Source organism: Streptomyces sp. NPDC050315, from assembly GCF_040655775.1.
Taxonomy (GTDB): Bacteria; Actinomycetota; Actinomycetes; order Streptomycetales; family Streptomycetaceae; genus Streptomyces.
The window spans coordinates 210,340-230,096 of sequence record NZ_JBFAKN010000006.1 but is presented as its reverse complement, the minus strand read 5'-3'; the positions used below and the strand labels follow the sequence as shown (position 1 = coordinate 230,096).

Here is a 19,757-nt window from a genome sequence, read left to right as displayed (position 1 = left end):
ATCGAGTACGACACACTCTTGAGGCGGTGTGGTCATTCTGAATCCCCCCTTGAAGGGCGCTGACCGTGCTCTGATACCCCCTCGGTGAGCAGCCCATACTCGACCGGCGGATTGCCGCTCGGACCCGGCCGGAGTGGCTCGATCGGGCGCAACTCCCGTCCGCACAGCACCATTTACAGAGTCCGGCAACGGGTGTCACGGTGGAATCGCCCAACACCCCACAGGAATACGTCAACGGGAGAGAGCGTATGAGGTACCGGACCACCGCCGCCGTCTGTTCCGCGCTGCTGAGCGGCGCTGTCGTCATGAGTACGGCGAGTGGGACCGCTACTGCTGCCGCGCAGACCGACACGCAGGCCGGAGCCCGGGCCGAAACGAAGGCCGAAACGAAGGCCGAAACAAAGGCCGGAACCCACGCCGTGGCGAAGTGCTACCGGCACACGACGAAGATCAAGCTGACCGCCCGCAAGGGACCCGGGAAGTCCTACAAGGAGGTGGGCAACATCAGTAAGGGCGTCTCCGTCTGCGTCAACGAGATCAGGAACGGCGGCAAGTACAAGGAATGCGGCGGCGACAACCGCTGGGCGAAGCTGAGCAAGCCCTTCGGCGGCCGCTGGGTCGCCGCCGTCTGCCTGCGCTGGGCCGAATAACGCCCGGGCGCATCCGGCTCAGTGCGCGCCGTCCTCCGGCTTGCCCTCGGCGCGGCGGTACTCGGCGTTGATGCGCTGGGCCTCTTCGAGCTGGTCCTCGAGGATGACGATGCGGCACGCGGCCTCGACCGGGGTGCCCTGGTCCACGATCTCGCGGGCGCGGGCGGCGATCCGCAGCTGGTAGCGGGAGTACCGGCGATGTCCGCCCTCCGAGCGGAGCGGGGTGATCAGCCCGGCCTCCCCGATGGCGCGGAGGAACCCGGGAGTGGTGCCGAGCATCTCGGCGGCCCGTCCCATGGTGTACGCGGGGTAGTCGTCGTCGTCCAGCCGACCACTGAGCGGGTTTCCTGCTGTCATTTCACCTCGTCGATCCGACTGTCGAGGGCCTTGGTGCCGTGCGGCGTCAGGGCCCCGGCAGCAGGGCCCCGCGGGAAATTCAACACCATCCGCCCGGCCGCCGGAGCTCGTGGGGCCGACGGCTGCGAGCGAAGCCTTCACCGTGCGGCCGCGCAATGTCTACTCCGGCGAGGAGAGATTTCAGCGCATTCGGGGGGCCGGAGGGATCCGCCGGACCGCGCCCCTGAATAGAATCGGCTCTCATGTCGAACCCTGACGTGCTGCTCGTCGACATCGCCGCCATGGTGGAGTCCGAGCAAAGCAATCAGATGCCCCTGACCGTTGTCACCAGCAGCGCGGTCATCACCGGCCGGCTGGCCCCCGAAGCCCTGTGGCGGCAGCGGGTGTCGGAGGTCCTGTCGGACTCGGCGCGCCTCGGCCCGTTCGCCGGCATTTTCACCAACGACGGGACCCAGCGCCGCCCCGACCACGCCGAAACCCCCACGCACCTGCACTTCCATGTCGCCCGCATCCTGCAGGGCAGCATCGGGATCCCGGAGACGGGCGGGATGTACCGCGTCGCGATCCAGGATGTGAGCGCGTGGACCGTCGGCGACTTCAGCTACTCCGACCACTGAGAGGTACGCGTCCCTGAGGCGAACGAACACGTGAGGAGGGCCCTGCCGGCGCACACCGGCAGGGCCCTCCTCGCTGTACTGAGCGGTACTGAGCTGTGTACTGACGCCGTCGCCGCTACTCGGGGGTGGCGGTCCCGAGCAGTGCCGATGCGGCCTCCAGCGGGGTGAGCGCCTCCGCGGGTGCGGCCTCGGTCTCGGCGGTGTGGCACGTGAAGCCGAGCCGCGTCATGGCCCGGGTGACCTCGCCCGCGGAGAAGTCGCGGCGGTCCTGCCGGGTGATGACCGCGCCCACCTGCTTGACGGGGTACTGGCGGCGGCCGATCACCACCGAGTCACCCGTGACGAGCTCCGGCTTGACGCCCTTCATGGCGGCCAGCACCCCATCCTTGGTCAGGTCGAACGGGAAACGAGCGATGATGCAGCGCATGATGCCTCACTAACAGGGGAGAGGGGCCGGCTGGCAGGGACAGGGACAGGGACAGGGACGATCAGCGCGAGCCGGCCCCCGAGGCGGGGGCGGACTGCCGCTGACCGGGGCCGCGCCGCGTGCGGTCGGTGCGCCGGTTCTGGGCGCTGCGGCTGCGGCGGCCGCGGGAGGAGGAGGGGCTGCCGCTGCGGGGGCGTTCCGCGGCGGCCGGCTTGGGGATGGTGACCGGGATGCCCGAGGGGGCCTGTGCGCCGGTGATGCGGCTGAGTTCCGCCTCGCCGGAGCGGACCTGGGTGATCTGCGGGGTGATGCCCGCGGTGGCCATCAGGCGGCTCATGTCGCGGCGCTGCTGGGAGGTCACCAGGGTGACGACGCTGCCGGACTCGCCGGCGCGGGCCGTGCGGCCGCCCCGGTGCAGGTAGTCCTTGTGGTCCTGGGGCGGGTCGACGTTCACGACCAGGTCGAGGTTGTCGACGTGGATGCCGCGGGCCGCGACGTTGGTGGCGATCAGCGCCGTCACATCGCCGGTCTTGAACTGGGCGAGGGTGCGGGTGCGCTGCGGCTGGGACTTGCCGCCGTGCAGGGCGGCGGCGCGGACGCCGTTGTTGAGCAGGTGCTGGGTCAGCTTGTCGACGGCGTGCTTGGTGTCCAGGAACATGATCACCCGGCCGTCGCGGGCCGCGATCTCGGTGGTCAGCCGGTGCTTGTCGGTGCCGTGCACGTGCAGCACGTGGTGGTCCATCGTGGTCACCGCGCCCGCGGACGGGTCGACGGAGTGGACCACCGGGTCGGTCAGGTAGGTGCGGACCAGCCGGTCGACGTTGCGGTCCAGCGTGGCCGAGAACAGCATCCGCTGGCCCTCGGGGCGCACCTGGTCCAGCAGCGCGGTGACCTGCGGCATGAAGCCCATGTCGGCCATCTGGTCGGCCTCGTCCAGCACGGTGATGCCGACCTGGTTCAGCTGGCAGTCGCCGCGGTCGATGAGGTCCTTGAGACGGCCCGGCGTCGCGACCACCACCTCCGCACCGCCGCGGAGCGCACCGGCCTGCCGGCCGATCGACATCCCGCCGACCACCGTGGCCAGCCGCAGCCTCAGGGCGCGGGCGTAGGGGGTGAGCGCGTCGGTGACCTGCTGGGCCAGCTCACGCGTCGGTACGAGGACCAGGGCCAGCGGGCGGCGCGGCTCGGCACGCTGCCCTGCCGTACGGGCCAGCATCGCGAGACCGAAGGCAAGGGTCTTGCCCGAACCGGTGCGGCCCCGGCCCAGCACGTCCCGGCCCGCAAGAGAGTTCGGCAGCGTCGCCGCCTGGATCGGGAAGGGCGTGGTCACGCCCTGCGAACCGAGCTCGGCCAGCAGCTGCGCCGGCATGTCGAGATCGGCGAACGCCTCGACGGCGGGCAGCGCGGGGGTGACCGTCACCGGCAGCGCGAACTCCCCCTGAGGAGCGGCCGGCCGACGCCCGTTACCGCCGGAACGGCGCGGGCCACCGGAACGGCCGGAGGACGGTGCGCCGAAACGGCCGCCGCCGGAACCACCGGAGCCGGAACCACCGTTACGAGAACGGGCGTAGCGATCATTTCCGCGAGTGCGCTTCATTTGGGGAAACCTTCCTTGATGCGGCGCGTATCAAGGAAAACCCGCAGCGAGTACACAGCGCGGAGAATTGCGAGAACGAGCCGGGTGAAATATGAACCGGGCCTGGTCGGTAATGACCGACCGGCAGCGGAACAGAAGAATTGCGGGAAAGCAACGAGCTGGGGCCCGCACCCCAAGGTGCGGGCCCCAGCTGCGGTACTGCGTCAGCCTTAGGCGGCAACGATGTTCTCGGCCGTCGGGCCCTTCTGGCCCTGCGCGATGTCGAAGGTCACCTTCTGGCCCTCGAGGAGCTCACGGAAGCCCTGGGCGGCGATGTTCGAGTAGTGGGCGAAGACGTCGGGGCCGCCGCCGTCCTGCTCGATGAAGCCGAAGCCCTTTTCCGAGTTGAACCACTTCACGGTGCCAGTAGCCATGTCAATTTCTCCTTCGGGGCAGTTCCTGGAGTCTGCACTTTGCGGACTCCATGTCGCCGCGATGATCACCCCGCCGGAAAAAGACCGGAAACACAAAAAGCGCTCCCACCGGTACGGAAACACGGTGCGGGCACTTGAAGTTTTGGGAACCACAACTGCAACTGGTAACGACAGTAGCACGGTACGGTCGGTACTGAGGGGTGAGTAATTCCACTCCGCTTCCCGCGCAAGAAACTCTCAGCGCGCCTCGCGCTGATTTCTCTCTCGGCGGCCACAGATATTGCCGCGCGCACCGGCGCAGGTACGTCGTGCGTTTCATGCCGTGCTCCGGCAGGCAACCTCTGGGTCCGGCGCGGTCGTCCCCTGCCACCGTGCCGTCGTCACGGCTCGCGACGCGACGGCGGCCAGCTCGAACCAGACGCACTTGCCCTGGCCGTCCTCGAGGAGGGTGCTCCCCCACCGCTCGGAGAGCGCGTCGACCAGGAACAGGCCGCGGCCGTTCTCGCTGTCCTCGCACGCCCCTGCCCGCCCCGGCGGCGGCGCGTCCCGTACCTGATCCGCCACTTCGCACCGCAGCACGCCCCGGCACAGGGTGAGGGTGAGCCGGAAGCGGCTCCGGGCGTGCAGGACGGCGTTGGTGGCGAGTTCACTGACCAGGAGCTCGGCGGTCTCCACCGCGTCGTGCAGGCCGTACTCGGCAAGCCACGTGCGGACGGCGTCCCGGGCTTCCCGCACCGAGGGCGCGCCGGGCCCCAGAAACGTGGAGTAGCCGCCGTCCGCCAACGGCCGATCAGGTGCATGGGCATTGCGCATGTCGCTTCCTCTTCGGCCGATCGGGCCCGGAAGTTCCGAGGGCGGGAGCACGGGCAGTTCCGCCCCTTCACGCATCAACCATGCGTCGGCCGGCCGAGGCGGAACAGGGGGGAACTACCCGGTTCCGCCTCCGGCTTCGTCAACCGGAGGGCACGAGAGCCGCCTCCATGCGGATGCTCCAGCCTTGCTCACCGGCGAACAGGTCAACGAACTCGCAGATCTGACGGGTGCGCCAGAGTCCGTCGTCCGGCCGTGCCTCGGGGCCCGGCGGGCGGAAGCCGAGGAACGGGTCGGTGATACGCCCGCGCGAGGTGCGCAGCTCGCAGACGATGCGCTCCCGCGTCGACCACAGCACCATGGACGCGTCATCGGCGCAGCCCTGGGACGCGGCATAGGCCGTGGCGCCGGATACCGCCTCCCCGAACCGGCCGGCCTCCTCACCGGTCATGCCGCGTGCCAGGGCCTGTTCGGCGACGAAACGGTGACTCATGGCCGTGTCCCCGGGCGGGCTCAGCCGCGCCGCGTCCGGCGGCGGCGTCGGCAGCGGGTCGGAGCTCAGGGCCGCGTACACGCGCGGCTCTGTGAAGAGCCGGCTGGCGCGGACTCCGTCCGGGCCCAGTTCCGTGGGGTGGGTGCGCCGGGCGGCGTCGACGACGGCGGGCGGCGCCGTGCGGGTGTCGTACAGGCACATCAGGTCGGGCGGGTACCCGGTGAAGAGTTCGGTGCACAGTGCCTCGTACCGGGTCCAATCGGCGATCTGGCGTGGGGAGCGGCCGTCCCACACCGGCTCGCCCGTCATGTGGATCCGGCCCTGGGGACCCGCGTGCGCCGCGTAGTAGTCGAGGGCGAAGGCCAGGCCGTTCGCGGGTGTTCCGCGGTACCAGCGCGCCGAGTCGAGGAAGTCCACGTGGCGGGCGTCGGACCCGAGTGCATCCCGCAACAGGTCGAGTTTGCGTGGCGTGGTGATGGCCAAGGGGTCCGGTTCGTCCTCGGCCGCGATGCCCTCCCGGAGGAACGGCACGACGACCGTCAGGAACTCCTCGTCCGAGGAGTGGACGCCGACGTGATGCTTGATGGGTGGGGCAGGAGGCCGGTGTTCCGGCTGGTTCATCGTTCTGGCTCGCTTTCGTATGGTGGCTGCGCTGGTGGGCGTGAGCGGTGGTTGCCGCCGGGCAGCCGTACCAGCGGCGTTACCGGCGCGGGCTCACGGCGGTACGCCGTTCGCGTCCGCGTGCGCGCGTGCCTGTGTGGCGCGGCGGCCCTCGGCCCAGACCGCGACCTGACTGCGGGAGGTGAGTCCGAGTTTGCGGAAGATCCGCTCCACGTGGCCTTCCGCCGTACGCAGGGCGACGACGAGGCGGTCGGCGATCTGTTGGTTGGTCAGCCCCTCGGCGATGAGTTCGGCGACCTCCGTCTCGCGGCGGGTGAGCCGGCTGTCGAGCGTGGACCGGCCGGGGGGCTTCCGCTCGCCCAGTGCGTAGGCCGCCGCCTCGTCACTGGACAGCCTCAGGCCCTCCTGGTAGGCGCTCTCGAACAAGCTCTCGCCGAGCAGTCGGCGGGCGTGTTTCTCGGCCACGGAGCGCACGGACCCGTGGGACGCGCTGCCCGGCACGAAGCTGTTGGTGTCTTGCCAGACCCGCCAGGACGCGCCGAGCAGGACGGCGGCGCGTCGGCCCTCCCCGCCTTGCGCGCCCGCGGCGGCGAGCAGTTCCAGCGTCATGGCGATCCCGAGCACATCACCGACGGCGCGTTTGAGTCGCAGGCATCCCAGAGCGTGAACGCCCGCTGATGACCGGTCTCCCCTGGACCATTCGGCGAGGGCGAGGACGCGCAGGAGGTACGAGTGGATCCACTGCTCGCCCTGTGCGAGGCACACGCGCCGGAACTCCTCGCACAGGGCAATCGCGCGGTCGTACTCGCCGTGTTGAGTGAGGACGAAGGCGAGTTCGACGTATTTGAAGCCGACCAGGCTCATCAGTTCGCCCTCGACCGGCGGCCGGGAGAGTGCCTCCTCGTACACGGCCCGCGCGCGGTCGTATTCGCCGCGGAGCAGGTGGGCGCCGCCCCGGCTGAAGTAGGTGTGCGCCGCCTCGGCCTCTTCTCCCAGCCGTAGGGCCAGCTCGTGCGATTCCTCCGCCCGCGCCAGCCCGCCTGCCGGGTCACCCGAGGCCAACAGAAGGAGGGCCAGGGTCCACAGTGCCCGCGCCCGGGCGCGCGTCGGCTCCGCAGCCGCGCCGAGCAGGCGTTCGAGCCAGTACCTGCCCTCCACCAACGCCCCGCAGCCGAACCAGAAGAACCACAGGTGCCCGGCCAGTCGCAGTCCGGCCTGCACCTCGTCCGGTCGGCTCAGACATGACTCAAGGACCGACCGGATGTTGTCCATCTCGACGTGGATCCGGCGGGCGAGCTGGGGCTGGTCGGGGCCGAACCACCGCCGGTCGTGCTCCTCGACGAGGCTCAGGCACAAGTCCCGTACACGGCTTCTGACCTCCTCCTCCGCGCCGGCGCCTTCCTCACGGAGCTTGTCGATCCCGTACTGCCGGATCGACTCCAGCATGCGGTACCGGGCGACGACCGCGTCGCCGTCCCGGACCAGGAGCGACTTGTCCACCAGACCGGCGACGGCCTCGGTCACCTCGTCGCGGGTGAGAACCGGCCCGGTGCAGACCTTCTCCGCCGCGTCCAGGTCGAAGCCCCCGGCGAAGACCGCCGCGCGGGCCCACACCGCCTTCTCCTGCGGCGTGCACAGCTCGTAGCTCCAGTCGACGGCCGCCTGCAGCGTGCGGTGGCGGGGCAGGGCGCCCTCGTCACCGGCGAGCAGCCGGTAGCGGCGGTCGAGCCGGTCCAGCAGCTGCCGGGCGCCGAGGGACCGCAGTCGCGCCGCCGCGAGCTCGATGGCGAGCGGCAGGCCGTCCAGCCGGTGGCACAGGGCGGTCACCGTGTCCTGGTTGTCCGCCGTGAGGACGAACCCGGGCAGCGCGACCGCGGCCCGTTCGACGAACAGCGCCAGTGACGGGTACTCCAGCGCGGGCTTCGGGGGCAGCGGCTCGCCCGGCACGGGCGTCGGCAACGGCCGAATGTCCAGGACGTGTTCGCCGGCCAGGCCCAGCCGATGCCTGCTGGTGGCCAGGATGCGCAGCCGTGCCGTCTCGTCCAGCAGCGTCTCGGCGAACCGCGCGCAGGCGTCGGCCAGGTGTTCGCAGTTGTCCAGGACGAGGAGGAGCTCCCGGTCCTTGAGCCGGTCGACGAGGGATTGGAGGGGCGAACGCCCCGAAGTGTCCTGCACGTTCAGCGCTTCGATGACGGCAAGCGGGACCAGCGACGCGTCGTGTACGCCGGCCAGCTGGACGACGTGCACGCCGTCAGGGTACGTGCGCGCCAGCCGGGGCACCGTGTGCAACGCCAGCCTCGTCTTGCCGACGCCGGCCGTCCCCGTCACCGTCACCAGCCGGTGCGTGGCCAGCAGCCGTCGGATTTCGGCGACCTCCTGCCGTCGGCCGACGAAGGCCGACTCGCTCAGGCTCCGGCAGACGTTCCCCCGCGTCTCGACATCGTTCACGATCGGACTCGCCTCCGTCGAGGACTTCAGTTGTCTGTCCGGTGTGTGCTCCGGTGGGACCAAGAACCCTATCGGCGCGATGCGGACGAAATGCGCCGAGCGCGGTGCTGATCGATGAAAGCGCGCTCCTGATGGAATACGCGCAGAATTCGTCGAACATGATCGAGTCGGGCGAGGCCGACGTGCACGACGGCGACCCGGATGAGGGCCCTCACATGATCGCGATGCGGCTCGCTTACCTCCACGTCCCGGACGCGTTGCTCGAACAACGTCGAAGGGCCCCACCCGGAGGTGGGGCCCTTCGACGTATTGCCCGGTGAGAGCAATGGCGGAGGATACGAGATTCGAACTCGTGAGGGGTTGCCCCCAACACGCTTTCCAACTGTTCGTCTGGCCGTACAGGGGCGTCCGCCGTGGTTCGCGGCGCAGGTCAGGCGGGATGCACGTACGGCGGTGAACGGTGGCGTCCGTCAGTGCACTGGACAAAGACCAGGACAACGAACGATGCCAAGAAGTCAGGGGCGTGGAGGACGAGGCTGCGCACAGCGCTGCGGCGTTTCACCGCGAGCCCCGTCCCAAGCGAGACAGATGAGAGCACATGCACGAACGAGAGCACTGTGACTGAAGTTGACAATTGAAAGCTCGCGTGGTACATGTTTACGGCGTCGATCTGCATGGCCGTCGTCGCTTGACGCCTGGACCACCAAATCCGGGTGGCCCTTCGGGGCACTGCGACTCGCGGAATCGCTTCGGGCAAAGGGCCCCGGCGGGACCACGGTGAAGGTTCAGCGAAAGCGGAATGTGGCAGGCGCCACGGAGCACATCGTCAGCCGTCGGGCGGCGATCCCCTTCGTGGGCGGACGAATACTCCACTTCTTGGTGTCGCACCGCTGAAGCCGGCACAGCAACTGGGCTGTGCGCGGCAACGTCACGATGGACCTGAGCCAGTGACCGAGAACATCCCGCTTTTCCAGGACCCCCAGTCTCCCCAGCCGCCCGTGCACCTGCCTGCGGCAGTCGATCCGGACCTGGAAGAGCTGAGCATCACCCGCCGCCCGTCGCCACTTCCGGACGTCCCGGAGACCGGCGCTCTGCGCAAGGTCGGCAACAGGCTGGCCAGGAACCGGCGTACCAACATCAGCGAGGACGCCCGCAAGGCGGCCGCTGCCCTCCAGGTGGAGCCCGAGCGGGCCGCGCTGCTGGTGACTGAGCAGCCCAACGGAGTTTCGCTTCTAAGCGAGGTCGCCGTCCCGGGCGGCTCGCTGTACGTCATCGAGTGCCAGGCATGGACGCGGATGCTCTTCCCGCTCTATCAACCGCGGATCGCAGCTCTCTCCTTGGCGGTGCCGGCACCGAGACTGCTGGACGACCACGACGCGGACAGGCCCCTGGCCCAAGCGCGCTGCGAGTTCGGCAGCCCCAAGGAACTGGCGGACCTGGTCCGTGAGACCGTGACCGGCACGCTGGGCGTGCCGAAGGCTGACTACTCCGACTCGATTCTGCAGCGCGGCGTGTCCGAGCCTCTGCTGGTCATCCTGGTGCGCATCACCTTCGCCGACGGCTCACCGAGCCGGGTCCTGCCTGTCGTCGTCGACGGCATTTCTCGACTGTCCTCCGCGGCCAAGACCCGCACAGGCAAGTCCAACGCCGGTGTCGCCGACGCTGTCGTCGAGGATCTGTTGCGCGACCCCAACTCGCTGCGACGCGCCGTCCGCGACGAGATCACGGCCTACAACGCTGCCTATCGACGGGGGCTGTCGGACCAGGTGGTGCGAGTTGGCCAAGCCGCCACCGTTCCCGTGCGTCTGGTCGTCGGCGCGCGTAACGACGACACCATGGAGGTCAACCAGTGACCACGCAGACCGCCGCACAGGCGCCTGGAATGTCGTTCGTGACGATGGTGGAGAACCTCGTCGCCGGCGAGCACCTGGAGAAGAACCCGTGGACGCCCGACGCGATGTGGCACAACATCGCCAACCAGACCGTGGATGCGCTGGTGGTTCGTGGCGAGCTACAACGCGAGGAGGCCGACATCATTACTGGCCTGACTCCGCTGGACGCACTGCCTGCGGCCATCGGCTGCCCGGATGCCTCTCCCGTGTGGCGCTGCATCTACACCGCCTACCGGCTCACCGCAGGCTCATCCTTCGGCAACACCAAGTACGAGATCCGCAACATCATGGCCCGCCGTGCGGTGACCAACAAACAGTTCAGCTTCATGCTCGGCGTACTGGTTGACCGGGACGTGCGCCGGCCGAAGAACCGCAAGGCATCCGGTGTCCGCCGGCCAGCCACTTTGCAGACGGCGCGCAATGCCTTCGGCGACGGAGGCTTCCTCACCGAGGAGGTGCCCGGCAAGCACTGGGCTCCGGTCTACACGCCACTGGACCAGCTGCTGGAGCGAGCCCTCGCTGGAGACCGGAACGCACGGATCACGCTGATGATCGGTGGCGGTTTCGTCCTGATGATGGACGGTTACCTCACCCGCGACCGCGAGTCGAAGTTTTACGAGGGCAGCGCACCGTTCCGAGGCTCACCACCGTCGATCCTCGCCGACCTGGCAAAGCACGAACACGGCCTGCGCCTGCTCGCCATTGCCTGGGAACGTTGGAATCCAATCCAGCCGGCCCACGAATACGAGATTCCGGTGATCCGCGAGGACGGCAGTGTCATCCTCACCGGTGACACTCGCGAGACCCGCCACCCGGAACCGCTGACCGAGTACCGGCTTTACGAGATCGCGAATCCTGCGAAGGCGATGGCCGGCTTCCTCAAACAGCAGGAAACCCGCAAGGCCAAGAACCAGTCCACCACGCCCGAGGACCGCGACCGGGACAACCGCGAACGTCTCACCATGGCGCTGGACATTGCCCACGACGCGGCAACCGCCCTAAAGGACTCGCCAGTCTCACCACCACCGCACCCCTTCGGCACCTACGAGGAGTGGAACCGCACCCGCAACACTGCTCACCAGGTCTACGAGATGCTCATCAAGCACGGGCCCGACCTCGACGAGGGGTTCATCGCGAGCGAGGCGCCCGAAGATGACGAGGAACCTGAGGACGACTGACAAGTCATTCGCCTAACTCAGGGGCTGGCGCTACTTCTAGGCCAGCCCCTGAGGGCCGACGCCGGCTCCAAGCAAGACCAACGGCCAAGAACCACGACTTGTGACTTCTTCGTCTCGAATAAGGTCCGATGATGATCAAGCCCTGGCGCCGGAACCAATGGGGGGTCAGAGTGTTGGTATGGCTTGGTCTGACATCGTCCGCATCAGCCCACGGAGAAGGGCTTCTCCCAGTCTTCTCCCAGCCGGTTGCGGCCGTCGGGCCATGCTCGAACGACGGAGCGTCGGCGCGGGAGCCGGCCGCGCTGATGCCGTCCGCGGTTGCAACTTGACGCCTCAACTCGGTTCCGCCTGGGGGAGGCAGGGCACAGCCTCACTGTCAGTGCCCCGATCTACGGTGTCGCTTATGGCTCCATCTGAGATCACGCGCGCGGGGATCCTGCAGGCGATTAAAGAGCACGACCGGCTTGGGGTGGAGAAGTTCCGTGCCACCTACGGCTACAACGCAGCTGCCACCTATCTACTGGTTCACGAGGGGCGGCAGTACGACTCAAAGGCCATAGCCGGTGTCGCCCACCGGTATGACTTCGGCAAAGCGCTCAAGCCATCGGAGCTGAGTGGCGGCCTCAAGCACGCGGTGGCTTGGCTGAGGCGGGAGGGCTTCACCGTCGTGGAGCCCCCTAAGACCTTTCACCGACGAGTGGGAGATGTGCGGCCAGCACGGCGTGCGGCGGGCACAGCTCTGCATCGGCCCGTGCTCCTGCTGTGGGCAATCGGGCAGGCCGTAGCCGGCGCGCCCCGCATGCAGCCGTGGTCAGCTACACGTGATGCCGTGGCACCGCTGATGGTGAAGTACGCCCAGGTAGACGATGGCGTGGACAGTACTCGATACCCATTTTGGGCTCTCCTGCGCGATGAATTGTGGACGTTGGACCACGAGGAGGGCCTCGCGCTCACCAGCCGCGGACGGCGGCCCACCCTGCAGTCCCTGAATCAGGTGGACCCTTCCGGCGGTCTCCGCGAGGACGACTACGCCCTGCTGCAATCACGCCCTGACGCCGCGGCCTCAGCCGCAGCCGGCCTCATCCTGCGCTACTTCTATCCGCTGCCTCCCGACCTGCTGAGGGACTTCGGGCTTCACGAACTGCTCGCCGGCCGGTGGGCTGACGCCCTACGCCCGCAACTAGGCGAAAGCTTCAAGGACCGGGACGCCATCTGGCGCGCCTACGGCGGCCAGAAGATGGCGGGGATCGGCTGCCTCGCTGACGGGATCCTGAGTGTCTTCTCAGACGAGAAGGGGCCCTACAACGACAGCCGCATCCCGGACACGCACTGGATCTCCTACGTCGGAGATGGCCTCTCGGGCGACCAGGAGCTTACCGATGGCAACGAGCTGATGGCCGGGTATCAGTCTGCCGGCCGTCCTCTCCGCTACTGGCACAAGCCGTACCAGGGGCAGTTCAGCTTCGAGACATGGGCCGTCATCGTCCAGCGTCGCTTGCGGTGGGGCATCGGAGAGGACCGCCAGTGGCGCCGGGAGTTCCTCTGGATTTTGGCCCCCGTGCCCTCTCCGGAGCGCGAGACGTGGCCCACTGAGGTCCTGGAGGCACTGGACGCTGACACGGGCGCTCTGCATGACGACACGGGCACCTATCGCCCAAGCGACCTGGACCCCGAAGTACGGGACACCTCAGAGACCGACGAGGACGCGTACCGGCGCCTAACGAAAAATGCAGAAGCCAACGCCAAACGCCGAGGACAAGCGAAGAAGCCGTCACTAGCTGACCGCTTCGTCCGCGACCCCAGCGCGAGGGCGGCTGTCCTACGCCGCTGCAAGGACAGCTGCGAGAACCCTGACTGTGATGGCCACCCCAAGGAACGCACAGCAGCGGGCAAGCCCATCCTGCAGGTCGACCACGTGCAAGACCTGGCCAAGGGGGGACCTGACGTCCCCTGGAACATGATCGCCCTGTGCCCGAACTGCCACGCCCTCAAGACCTACGGCGTCAACAAGGAGAAACTCCGCCGTCGCCTGACAAGCACCGCCCGCCGACTGCACGAAGAGGCGCTTCGTTAGTGCTCCTCAAGCTCCCACCCTGTTTGCCCAGGGTGGGAGCTTGAGGCATAGCGTCGCGGTAACGGTTTTCAAGAGCGCTCCGCTCACAACCAGCCCCACCGCCCTGACCTGCAAAAGCACTCTTTGGCACGGTCGTATGCGCACCTCTGGCCCGTCGGTGGCCCGTAACCCGTCAGATCGCCCCCTCCCAGGCCGGCTACCCACGCGGGTCGCGCATCTGCAACTTCTTCTTTCCGGATGAGGCCCGGCAGCGGTCTAGTCCTGACCCTTGGCCACGTTGCCACAGGCCGGAGGGTCGGTGTCGGTGTGGCTTAAAGATACGTCTGCGAGGAGCGCCACAGGCTGGGACACTTGTGCTAGTTGTCCAGGCAGTTGGGGCTGTGGCATAGGGGGAGACTATGACTGAGGCCAAGGTCGGCGCAGGCGACCAGCCACAAGGGCGCGGGATATTCGACTGCGAAGAGGCTTACCGGACGCCCGTACGTGCCGACTATGAGCGCGTCTTCGAGACGGGGATGGTCGTTCTCGACACAAACGTGTTGCTCAACTTGTATCGCTCCAACGAGCGCACCAGGGGAGACACCTTCGCCGTCCTGGGAAAGCTCCGTGACCGTCTGTGGGTGCCACATCAGGTGCTGACGGAGTTCTGGCGTGACCGCGATCTTCCATCGGTCCGTAATCACCATCGCATGAAGGCGCGAGATGCGTGCGCGGCGTTGGATAAGGCGTTTCGATCTGTTACCGATGCACTGGACCGCTGGCAGAAGGACGTGCACTTCCATACCGATGAATCAGTGACTCAGAGCATCGACACCAAGAGGGCGATCTTGGCGAATACCCTGGAGGATTTGAGGAGAATCATACAGGAGCAAGCTAGAAATGATGCCCTCGATGGAACCGCGACCACGCATACCGACCCGGTGCTTATCCAGCTCGGACATTTATTGCAGGGGCGAGTCGGCGAACCGTATTCTCAGGCCGACCTTGCGAATTTGGTGGAAGATGCACAGAGGCGCGCTGAACAAGAAATACCTCCCGGATATGCAGATTTCAAATCCAAACCACCAGAGCGAGCTGCGGGGGATTACGTGCTGTGGACGCAGATCCTTGAAGAGGCCGAACGCCGCCACTGTGACGCTCTACTCGTAACGGGAGACGTGAAGGAAGACTGGTGGGTACCCAGGGATGGTGAGGTGCCAGCGCGCCCCAGAAAGGAACTCAAGGTCGAGTTTCGACAGCGAGTGGGCGCCGAAATTTTCATGTTGACTCCCAGTCAACTGCTGACGCAAGCAGACGAGATCTTCAGCCTGAAGGTCGACGAACGCTCCGTTAGCGACTTGGCGAAAGCCGAAATGAACTTTGCCGGAGAGTTTCCCGCCACACTGGCTCACTCCATCCCGCATTGCATCCACCGGGCTCACCTTCGAGCGAAGGCCGCAGCCGAGCCATTTCCAGACCCTGGTTTCACTTATGGGGCAGCCATTCCTACTGCAGTTCTGCACGAGCTGAAGGAGGCAGTGTTATCGCTCGGAGGGACCACCTGCCGACTAGCAGGGAAAGATTATCCAGTTCTTGGAAATAGCGTCATCTATCCGATCCGATACGCAAAGCGCCCGAAGTCGCCGGACTTCGCTCTTCTGCATCTTAAGGCTTCGCGCAATCGACTTTTCGAAAATCGAGAAGACGGACAGGAGTCGCTCTTCTCGTCGAGTGACATCAATCATCTCGGCGAGATTGACCCCGATTGGCGAGTGATTTTGGTATGCTTCACCTCGGACATGGATAACGGGGTGCATGCCATCTATTGGGGATCCGTTCAGTATGAACCGAGCGGAAGCTTGTCATGGCACTTCGTCGAGCCTTTGCTTGAGGATTCACCGCGTGACAATCCTCCCCACTCAACGACGACGTAGGGCCATCAGAAAGCTCTGCTATTCCTGCCATTCGAGACGCACACCGCTCTGCCCCTGGTGCTCGTCGGCGGTGAGCGCGACGATGGAGGCCAGCCTCGGCGAGTGGAGGCGGTCATGGGCTGGGTGGATCCGAAGTACATCCCCGCGCTGCGTGCTGACGGGCGGTACATACGCCTGCTGAACCTGACCGAGCGCCTCTTGGCGGAGAAGGAGACGACAGTCGCCGTGCCGACGTGCGGCTCGTGCCAGAACGGACAGGTCACGGTCACCGACACTGAGACCGGCCAGACGTACACGATCCCGTGCGAGCGATGCGACGGAACCGGCACGGTGCCCGAGTACGCCGACAACGAGGACAACGGCCGCGCCGGCGACCAATGACCCGGCGCTCAGTCGTCGGGCGTGGTGTTGAGAGCGCCGCACGCCCAGCACTCGAACTCGCCCGGCAGCTCATAGTGCGTCGTGCTCCAAAAGCCCTTGGGTCGCCCCTGGATGACGTTGGTCTCTAAGCACCGCCAGCACTCGAACTCGAAATCCTCCATCCCCCAAGGGTGGCGTCTCGCCTCCGCGCTCGGTAGAGGGCTTCGGGAAGGACCGCCGTCCAACCCTCTGCCCCTGTAGGGACCGACAGGGGCAATGCTGCGGTCAGCGGCCGCAGTAGGGGCAGCGAGCCCTACGGCCGCGGGTCTCGACCAGCACGCCCTGCTCACGCATCCGGCGCAGCTGGTAGGAGACCGAGGAGGGGGAGGAGAGGCCGGCCGCGGTGGCGAGCTCCCGCATGGTGGGCGGCTCGCCGTGCGCGGCCTGCCATTCGCGGGCGCTACGGGCGATGCGCTCCTGGCGGGCGGTGAGGCTCACGGCCGTCGGCCGCGCACGGCGGCGGCGCGGGCCTGCTCCTTGAGCGCCACGCGGGCCGCGGGCGTGCCCTGCGGGGTCTGCCAGTAGGGGTGGTCGGCGATGCGCCGGGAGAGCTCCAGCAGACGCCGGCGGTAGGGAGCCACTTGGTTCGTCGGCGCCGTAGCAAGCCGACCGTAGGTGAGGTACCAAGCGGTCTGGACCTCCAGGAGGTCGTGCGGGAAGTCGGGGCGATCCATACCCCTAATTAGATCGCTTGTTCGATTTTCGAGCAAGGTGAACGCGCCGCACGAAGACTGCGAACGAGCGACCGTGCGAGTCTTGGAGGGCAAACTCATGTGGAGGAGAGGGGACCAGATGCCGGGGGCGAGCCCGCGCGGGACGTATCTGCTGATCGCGGATGCGCTCCGCAAGGAGATCAGGGAGGGGCGCATCGTCAAGGAGCTCCCGTCCGAGTCTGCCCTGATGCGCGACCACGGTGTGGCACGCACCACTGTCCGCCGTGCCCTGGACATCCTGCAGAAGGAAGGTCTCATCCATTCCGCACCCGGCGTCGGCCGTGTGGTCAGCGACGGTACTGAGCGCCGGCCCTTGGTGGAGCGGATGAGGGACCTGTTTGCGGAGAGGGACTTCTCGGTTGGTGATGCCTTCCCGTCCGAGGCGCGGCTCTGTGACGAGTTCGGTGTCTCCCGGACGGCCGTGCGTGCGGCTTTGTCGACGCTGGAAGGACAGGGCCTGTTGGAAGCGGTCCACGGGAAGGGGCGCTTCGTACGTGCCCTCCCGCGTCCTGCGGTGAATTCGTAGGCTGGCTGTATGGGACTCACCGAGCGGGCATACGCGCTCTCCGAATCGCTACTCGCCGAACCTCTCCCGCGCCGGTGGGCGCACTCGCTCGGAGTCGCGAAGCGTGCGGCCTACCTGCGGCCGATCCTCGGGGCTGACGCCGAGTTGATGGAGGCCGCCGCGGTACTTCACGACGTCGGGTACTCCCCCTCAATCGCCACCACCGGCTTCCACCCGCTCGACGGTGCGCGCTTCCTGCGTGATCAGGAAGGGATGGACGAACGAGTCGTGCGGCTCGTGGCCCATCACTCCTGCGCGTTGCTGGAAGCTGAGGAGCGGGGGCTGCGGGAGGAGCTGGCGAGCGAGTTCGAGCTGGAGCGGCCCGACCTCGTCGACGCGCTGATCTTCTGCGACATGACGACGACACCGGACGGCGGCCACACCACCTCGACCGATCGGCTGGAGGAGATCGTGTCCCGGTACGGCCCTGACACGATCGTGGGCCGCTTCATCCAGCGGGCGGCACCGGAGATTCACGCGGCCACAGCCCGGATCGAAGAGCGTATGGCCATGGCTGGTGCAGATCAGCCGATGTAGGGCGCCGGCCGCGAACCATCCAGGCCATGCGTGATGCGCAGCCGCATCGACGGGTGGATGTCGAGAGCGTCCAGGTCCGCTGGGGCAACCCAGCGGACCTCTTTGGATTCGTCGCTCGTACGCAGCGAGCCGCCCGTGGGGTGCGCGCGGAAGCAGATGGAGAACTGCTGACGAACCTCTCCGTCGTCGTACGCCATGACGTGCCGCGGGTCGGTGTAGAGCCCGCTCACGTCATCGACAGCGACCTTGATGCCGGTCTCCTCTTCCACCTCGCGTACGACGGTCTCAGCGATCGATTCACCGATGTCGTGACCGCCGCCGGGGAGAGCCCACAGGTCGTTGTCCGTCTTGTGGATGAGCAGCAATCGTCCGTCCGCGTCACGGACAATCGCGGTCACTGAGGGCACGACAGAGTTCGCCTTCGGGGCGGCTGGGTCGTCGTAGTAGTCGATACGGCTCATACGTGGGCCTCCGCGCAATCCATGGGTGACGAGATCGGACGGGCGCTCTCCCACACCCGCTCGACGCTCTCGGCGTACGTGTCGAACAGCTCCCCGCCTGGGACCCGCTGTAGGTGCAGTACGGGCGCGAGGTACGCGCCGACGCCGTAGACGTGACCGTTGGCGAGCAGCTCGTTGTCGGTCCGGTAGATGGAGTTGTAGAGGGTCGTGCTGTGGAGGCGGAATTCCACACCGGGCAGGCCGAAGAGAGAGCTGTAGTTCATCAGCGCATTGCGAATCTTGCTGGCCATCGCCCCGCCGATTCCCTCGTCGGCGCCGCGGGTCGCCACCTCGGGACTGTCCGGGTCCCCGAGCATGAAGCGGACCGGTACGCCGGCCGCCGACTTCTCCTTGACCAGTCGCAGGAACGCGGGATCTTCCGTGAGCCAAAACCCGGAGTAGACCAACACGTCGAAGTGGGTCTGAGACTTCGCGTAGAGCTGCGGCCAAAGGCTCTGCGGTACTGCCGACCGGTGGGGGTACAGCTTGACCAGCTCGGCACTGCCGGATGCGGTCACCTCGGCCATCGTGCGCTCATCCGGCCAGAGGTAGGAGATCTCGTACCGGAGCAACGAGGCGAGCGCGTACTGGTAGCGGCGGTAGGGCTTGCGGTCCGAGTTACTGACCCAGCGCTCAACCGTCTTGCTGGCTACGCCAAGTCGTTCGGCGACCTCCTCGAAGGTGAGCCCCCGCTCGACTATCGCGCCTCGAAGTCTCTCGTTCGCCATGCGCCGTCCTTCCCCCGCACTGGGACGTCCTGGGACGACTTCGACCTTAGTGAGACGTCCTTGAGCCGTCCACCAGCGCAGTCGTCCGTCTGACGCTCTGCCAGCAATCTAGAAGCACACCGAGAGAACGCCCCTCCGGGGGCGGAACTCTTGACGGCACAAGAGATACACGTGTTACATGTATCTCGCGACGCTGAAGCGCTCCGGAAACGGGGCCGAAAGCAGCTGTCGTGCCTGCACGACTAACGGGGGTCACGTCCACGGACGTGGCCTCAAGGGGCCCGGGACAGAGCGGGCCGAGGGCGCACCCGACCCTGGGCATTCGGGAGGGCTTAGACCGAAAGGTCATGTCTCCATACGCCTACAACGGGGTCATGCCGCGCTACCTGATACGGGCGCCGCACCCCCGAAGGAGACCTGTTCACGTCCGCTTCCGAACAAGGAGGCCCCGTGCACAGCACAAGAAGAACCTGGGCGCCGCAGTGATCGACCGGCACCGCGGCGCCTGAGCAACACCACGGTTCGCGCGGAATCACCCGTCGACGAACAACCCGGTCGTCCTTCTTCCTGCCATCGCAGCGGCTAGCGCTGCGGCCGGTTGCCTCCTCCGCCCGTCCGGCTACGGCCGTACGGGCGGGGCTGAGGGGAGCCGGACAGCTCCACAACGAAGTGCGGCCCCCGGTGCTGGAACACCGGAGGCCGCGTACAGGCACCTGATTGGGAGGCACCTGTGATCACCAGCATGGCATGCCGCGCCTTAGCGGCGTACCCGGCTGACAGCGACCCGGACATGGACGAGGCCCT

22 protein-coding genes are annotated in these 19,757 nt (G+C 67.2%); 10 read left to right on the top strand and 12 right to left on the bottom strand.

The features are described from left to right. The first annotated feature begins 248 nt into the window (after positions 1–248). The gene (locus tag AB0I82_RS23315) at positions 249–650 is read left to right on the top strand and encodes a hypothetical protein (RefSeq protein WP_363259283.1); all 402 of its coding nucleotides are present in this window, start codon (positions 249–251) and stop codon (positions 648–650) included. Positions 651–668: 18 nt separating this feature from the next. On the opposite strand, the gene AB0I82_RS23310 is transcribed toward AB0I82_RS23315, so the two are convergent. After that, positions 669–1,007, bottom strand: coding sequence for a MerR family transcriptional regulator (locus tag AB0I82_RS23310; protein ID WP_363259282.1), 339 nt, complete (start codon positions 1,005–1,007; stop codon positions 669–671). Between the two features lie 242 nt (positions 1,008–1,249). Between AB0I82_RS23310 and AB0I82_RS23305 the strand changes: the two genes are divergently transcribed. Further along, positions 1,250–1,624 carry a hypothetical protein gene (locus AB0I82_RS23305; protein WP_363259281.1) on the top strand — a complete coding sequence of 125 codons (375 nt, stop codon included), beginning with the start codon at positions 1,250–1,252 and terminating at the stop codon, positions 1,622–1,624. A gap of 115 nt (positions 1,625–1,739) precedes the next feature. Here AB0I82_RS23305 and AB0I82_RS23300 read toward each other — a convergent pair whose 3' ends face one another. The 6 genes from AB0I82_RS23300 to AB0I82_RS23275 form a co-directional block, all read right to left on the bottom strand. Then, the gene (locus AB0I82_RS23300) at positions 1,740–2,051 is read right to left on the bottom strand and encodes an SCO5918 family protein (protein ID WP_363259280.1); all 312 of its coding nucleotides are present in this window, start codon (positions 2,049–2,051) and stop codon (positions 1,740–1,742) included. 61 nt (positions 2,052–2,112) lie between these two features. Next, positions 2,113–3,648 carry a DEAD/DEAH box helicase gene (locus AB0I82_RS23295; protein ID WP_363259279.1) on the bottom strand — a complete coding sequence of 512 codons (1,536 nt, stop codon included), beginning with the start codon at positions 3,646–3,648 and terminating at the stop codon, positions 2,113–2,115. 209 nt (positions 3,649–3,857) lie between these two features. Further along, complete coding sequence (locus tag AB0I82_RS23290; protein ID WP_363259278.1) at positions 3,858–4,061, bottom strand: cold-shock protein; 204 nt, start codon at positions 4,059–4,061, stop codon at positions 3,858–3,860. A 315-nt stretch (positions 4,062–4,376) separates the two neighbouring features. Then, positions 4,377–4,874 (bottom strand): ATP-binding protein, encoded by a 498-nt coding sequence (locus AB0I82_RS23285; RefSeq protein WP_363259277.1) that lies wholly within the window; start codon positions 4,872–4,874, stop codon positions 4,377–4,379. Between the two features lie 139 nt (positions 4,875–5,013). Next, positions 5,014–5,985 carry an MEDS domain-containing protein gene (locus tag AB0I82_RS23280; RefSeq protein WP_363259276.1) on the bottom strand — a complete coding sequence of 324 codons (972 nt, stop codon included), beginning with the start codon at positions 5,983–5,985 and terminating at the stop codon, positions 5,014–5,016. Between the two features lie 93 nt (positions 5,986–6,078). Continuing rightward, positions 6,079–8,433 carry a LuxR C-terminal-related transcriptional regulator gene (locus AB0I82_RS23275; RefSeq protein WP_363259275.1) on the bottom strand — a complete coding sequence of 785 codons (2,355 nt, stop codon included), beginning with the start codon at positions 8,431–8,433 and terminating at the stop codon, positions 6,079–6,081. 104 nt (positions 8,434–8,537) lie between these two features. On the opposite strand from AB0I82_RS23275, the gene AB0I82_RS23270 reads away from it, so the two are divergent. From AB0I82_RS23270 to AB0I82_RS23245, 6 genes are all read left to right on the top strand, one after another. Next, positions 8,538–8,753 (top strand): hypothetical protein, encoded by a 216-nt coding sequence (locus tag AB0I82_RS23270; protein ID WP_363259274.1) that lies wholly within the window; start codon positions 8,538–8,540, stop codon positions 8,751–8,753. Positions 8,754–9,380: 627 nt separating this feature from the next. Then, positions 9,381–10,286: a hypothetical protein gene (locus AB0I82_RS23265; protein WP_363259273.1), complete on the top strand. Its 906-nt coding sequence runs from the start codon at positions 9,381–9,383 to the stop codon at positions 10,284–10,286. Further along, positions 10,283–11,503 (top strand): hypothetical protein, encoded by a 1,221-nt coding sequence (locus AB0I82_RS23260; protein WP_363259272.1) that lies wholly within the window; start codon positions 10,283–10,285, stop codon positions 11,501–11,503. Before AB0I82_RS23265 ends, AB0I82_RS23260 begins: the two co-directional genes overlap by 4 nt. A 403-nt stretch (positions 11,504–11,906) precedes the next feature. Then, positions 11,907–13,577 carry an HNH endonuclease signature motif containing protein gene (locus AB0I82_RS23255; RefSeq protein ID WP_363259271.1) on the top strand — a complete coding sequence of 557 codons (1,671 nt, stop codon included), beginning with the start codon at positions 11,907–11,909 and terminating at the stop codon, positions 13,575–13,577. 398 nt (positions 13,578–13,975) lie between these two features. Next, positions 13,976–15,490 carry a PIN-like domain-containing protein gene (locus AB0I82_RS23250; RefSeq protein ID WP_363259269.1) on the top strand — a complete coding sequence of 505 codons (1,515 nt, stop codon included), beginning with the start codon at positions 13,976–13,978 and terminating at the stop codon, positions 15,488–15,490. A 114-nt stretch (positions 15,491–15,604) separates the two neighbouring features. After that, on the top strand, positions 15,605–15,871 hold the full coding sequence (locus AB0I82_RS23245; RefSeq protein ID WP_363259267.1) for a hypothetical protein: 267 nt from the start codon (positions 15,605–15,607) through the stop codon (positions 15,869–15,871). Between the two features lie 8 nt (positions 15,872–15,879). Here the strand turns inward: AB0I82_RS23245 and AB0I82_RS23240 are convergent, their stop codons facing one another. The 3 genes from AB0I82_RS23240 to AB0I82_RS23230 all read right to left on the bottom strand — a co-directional run bounded on the left by AB0I82_RS23240 (position 15,880) and on the right by AB0I82_RS23230 (position 16,584). Continuing rightward, on the bottom strand, positions 15,880–16,032 hold the full coding sequence (locus AB0I82_RS23240) for a hypothetical protein (protein WP_363259266.1): 153 nt from the start codon (positions 16,030–16,032) through the stop codon (positions 15,880–15,882). A gap of 103 nt (positions 16,033–16,135) precedes the next feature. Continuing rightward, positions 16,136–16,348: a hypothetical protein gene (locus AB0I82_RS23235; protein WP_363259264.1), complete on the bottom strand. Its 213-nt coding sequence runs from the start codon at positions 16,346–16,348 to the stop codon at positions 16,136–16,138. Further along, on the bottom strand, positions 16,345–16,584 hold the full coding sequence (locus AB0I82_RS23230; RefSeq protein ID WP_363259262.1) for a hypothetical protein: 240 nt from the start codon (positions 16,582–16,584) through the stop codon (positions 16,345–16,347). The genes AB0I82_RS23235 and AB0I82_RS23230 overlap by 4 nt, the downstream gene beginning before the upstream one ends. A 118-nt stretch (positions 16,585–16,702) precedes the next feature. On the opposite strand from AB0I82_RS23230, the gene AB0I82_RS23225 reads away from it, so the two are divergent. Next, entirely contained in the window at positions 16,703–17,149 is a 447-nt protein-coding gene (locus tag AB0I82_RS23225) for a winged helix-turn-helix domain-containing protein (protein ID WP_363259260.1), read from the top strand. A gap of 9 nt (positions 17,150–17,158) precedes the next feature. Further along, on the top strand, positions 17,159–17,725 hold the full coding sequence (locus AB0I82_RS23220; protein ID WP_363259258.1) for an HD domain-containing protein: 567 nt from the start codon (positions 17,159–17,161) through the stop codon (positions 17,723–17,725). On the opposite strand, the gene AB0I82_RS23215 is transcribed toward AB0I82_RS23220, so the two are convergent. Next, positions 17,713–18,186, bottom strand: a complete 474-nt coding sequence (locus AB0I82_RS23215; protein WP_363259256.1) for an NUDIX domain-containing protein — start codon at positions 18,184–18,186, stop codon at positions 17,713–17,715. The two genes, AB0I82_RS23220 and AB0I82_RS23215, sit on opposite strands and share 13 nt — an antisense overlap. Continuing rightward, the gene (locus tag AB0I82_RS23210) at positions 18,183–18,953 is read right to left on the bottom strand and encodes a helix-turn-helix transcriptional regulator (RefSeq protein WP_363259254.1); all 771 of its coding nucleotides are present in this window, start codon (positions 18,951–18,953) and stop codon (positions 18,183–18,185) included. The genes AB0I82_RS23215 and AB0I82_RS23210 overlap by 4 nt, the downstream gene beginning before the upstream one ends. Between the last annotated feature and the right edge of the window lie 804 nt (positions 18,954–19,757).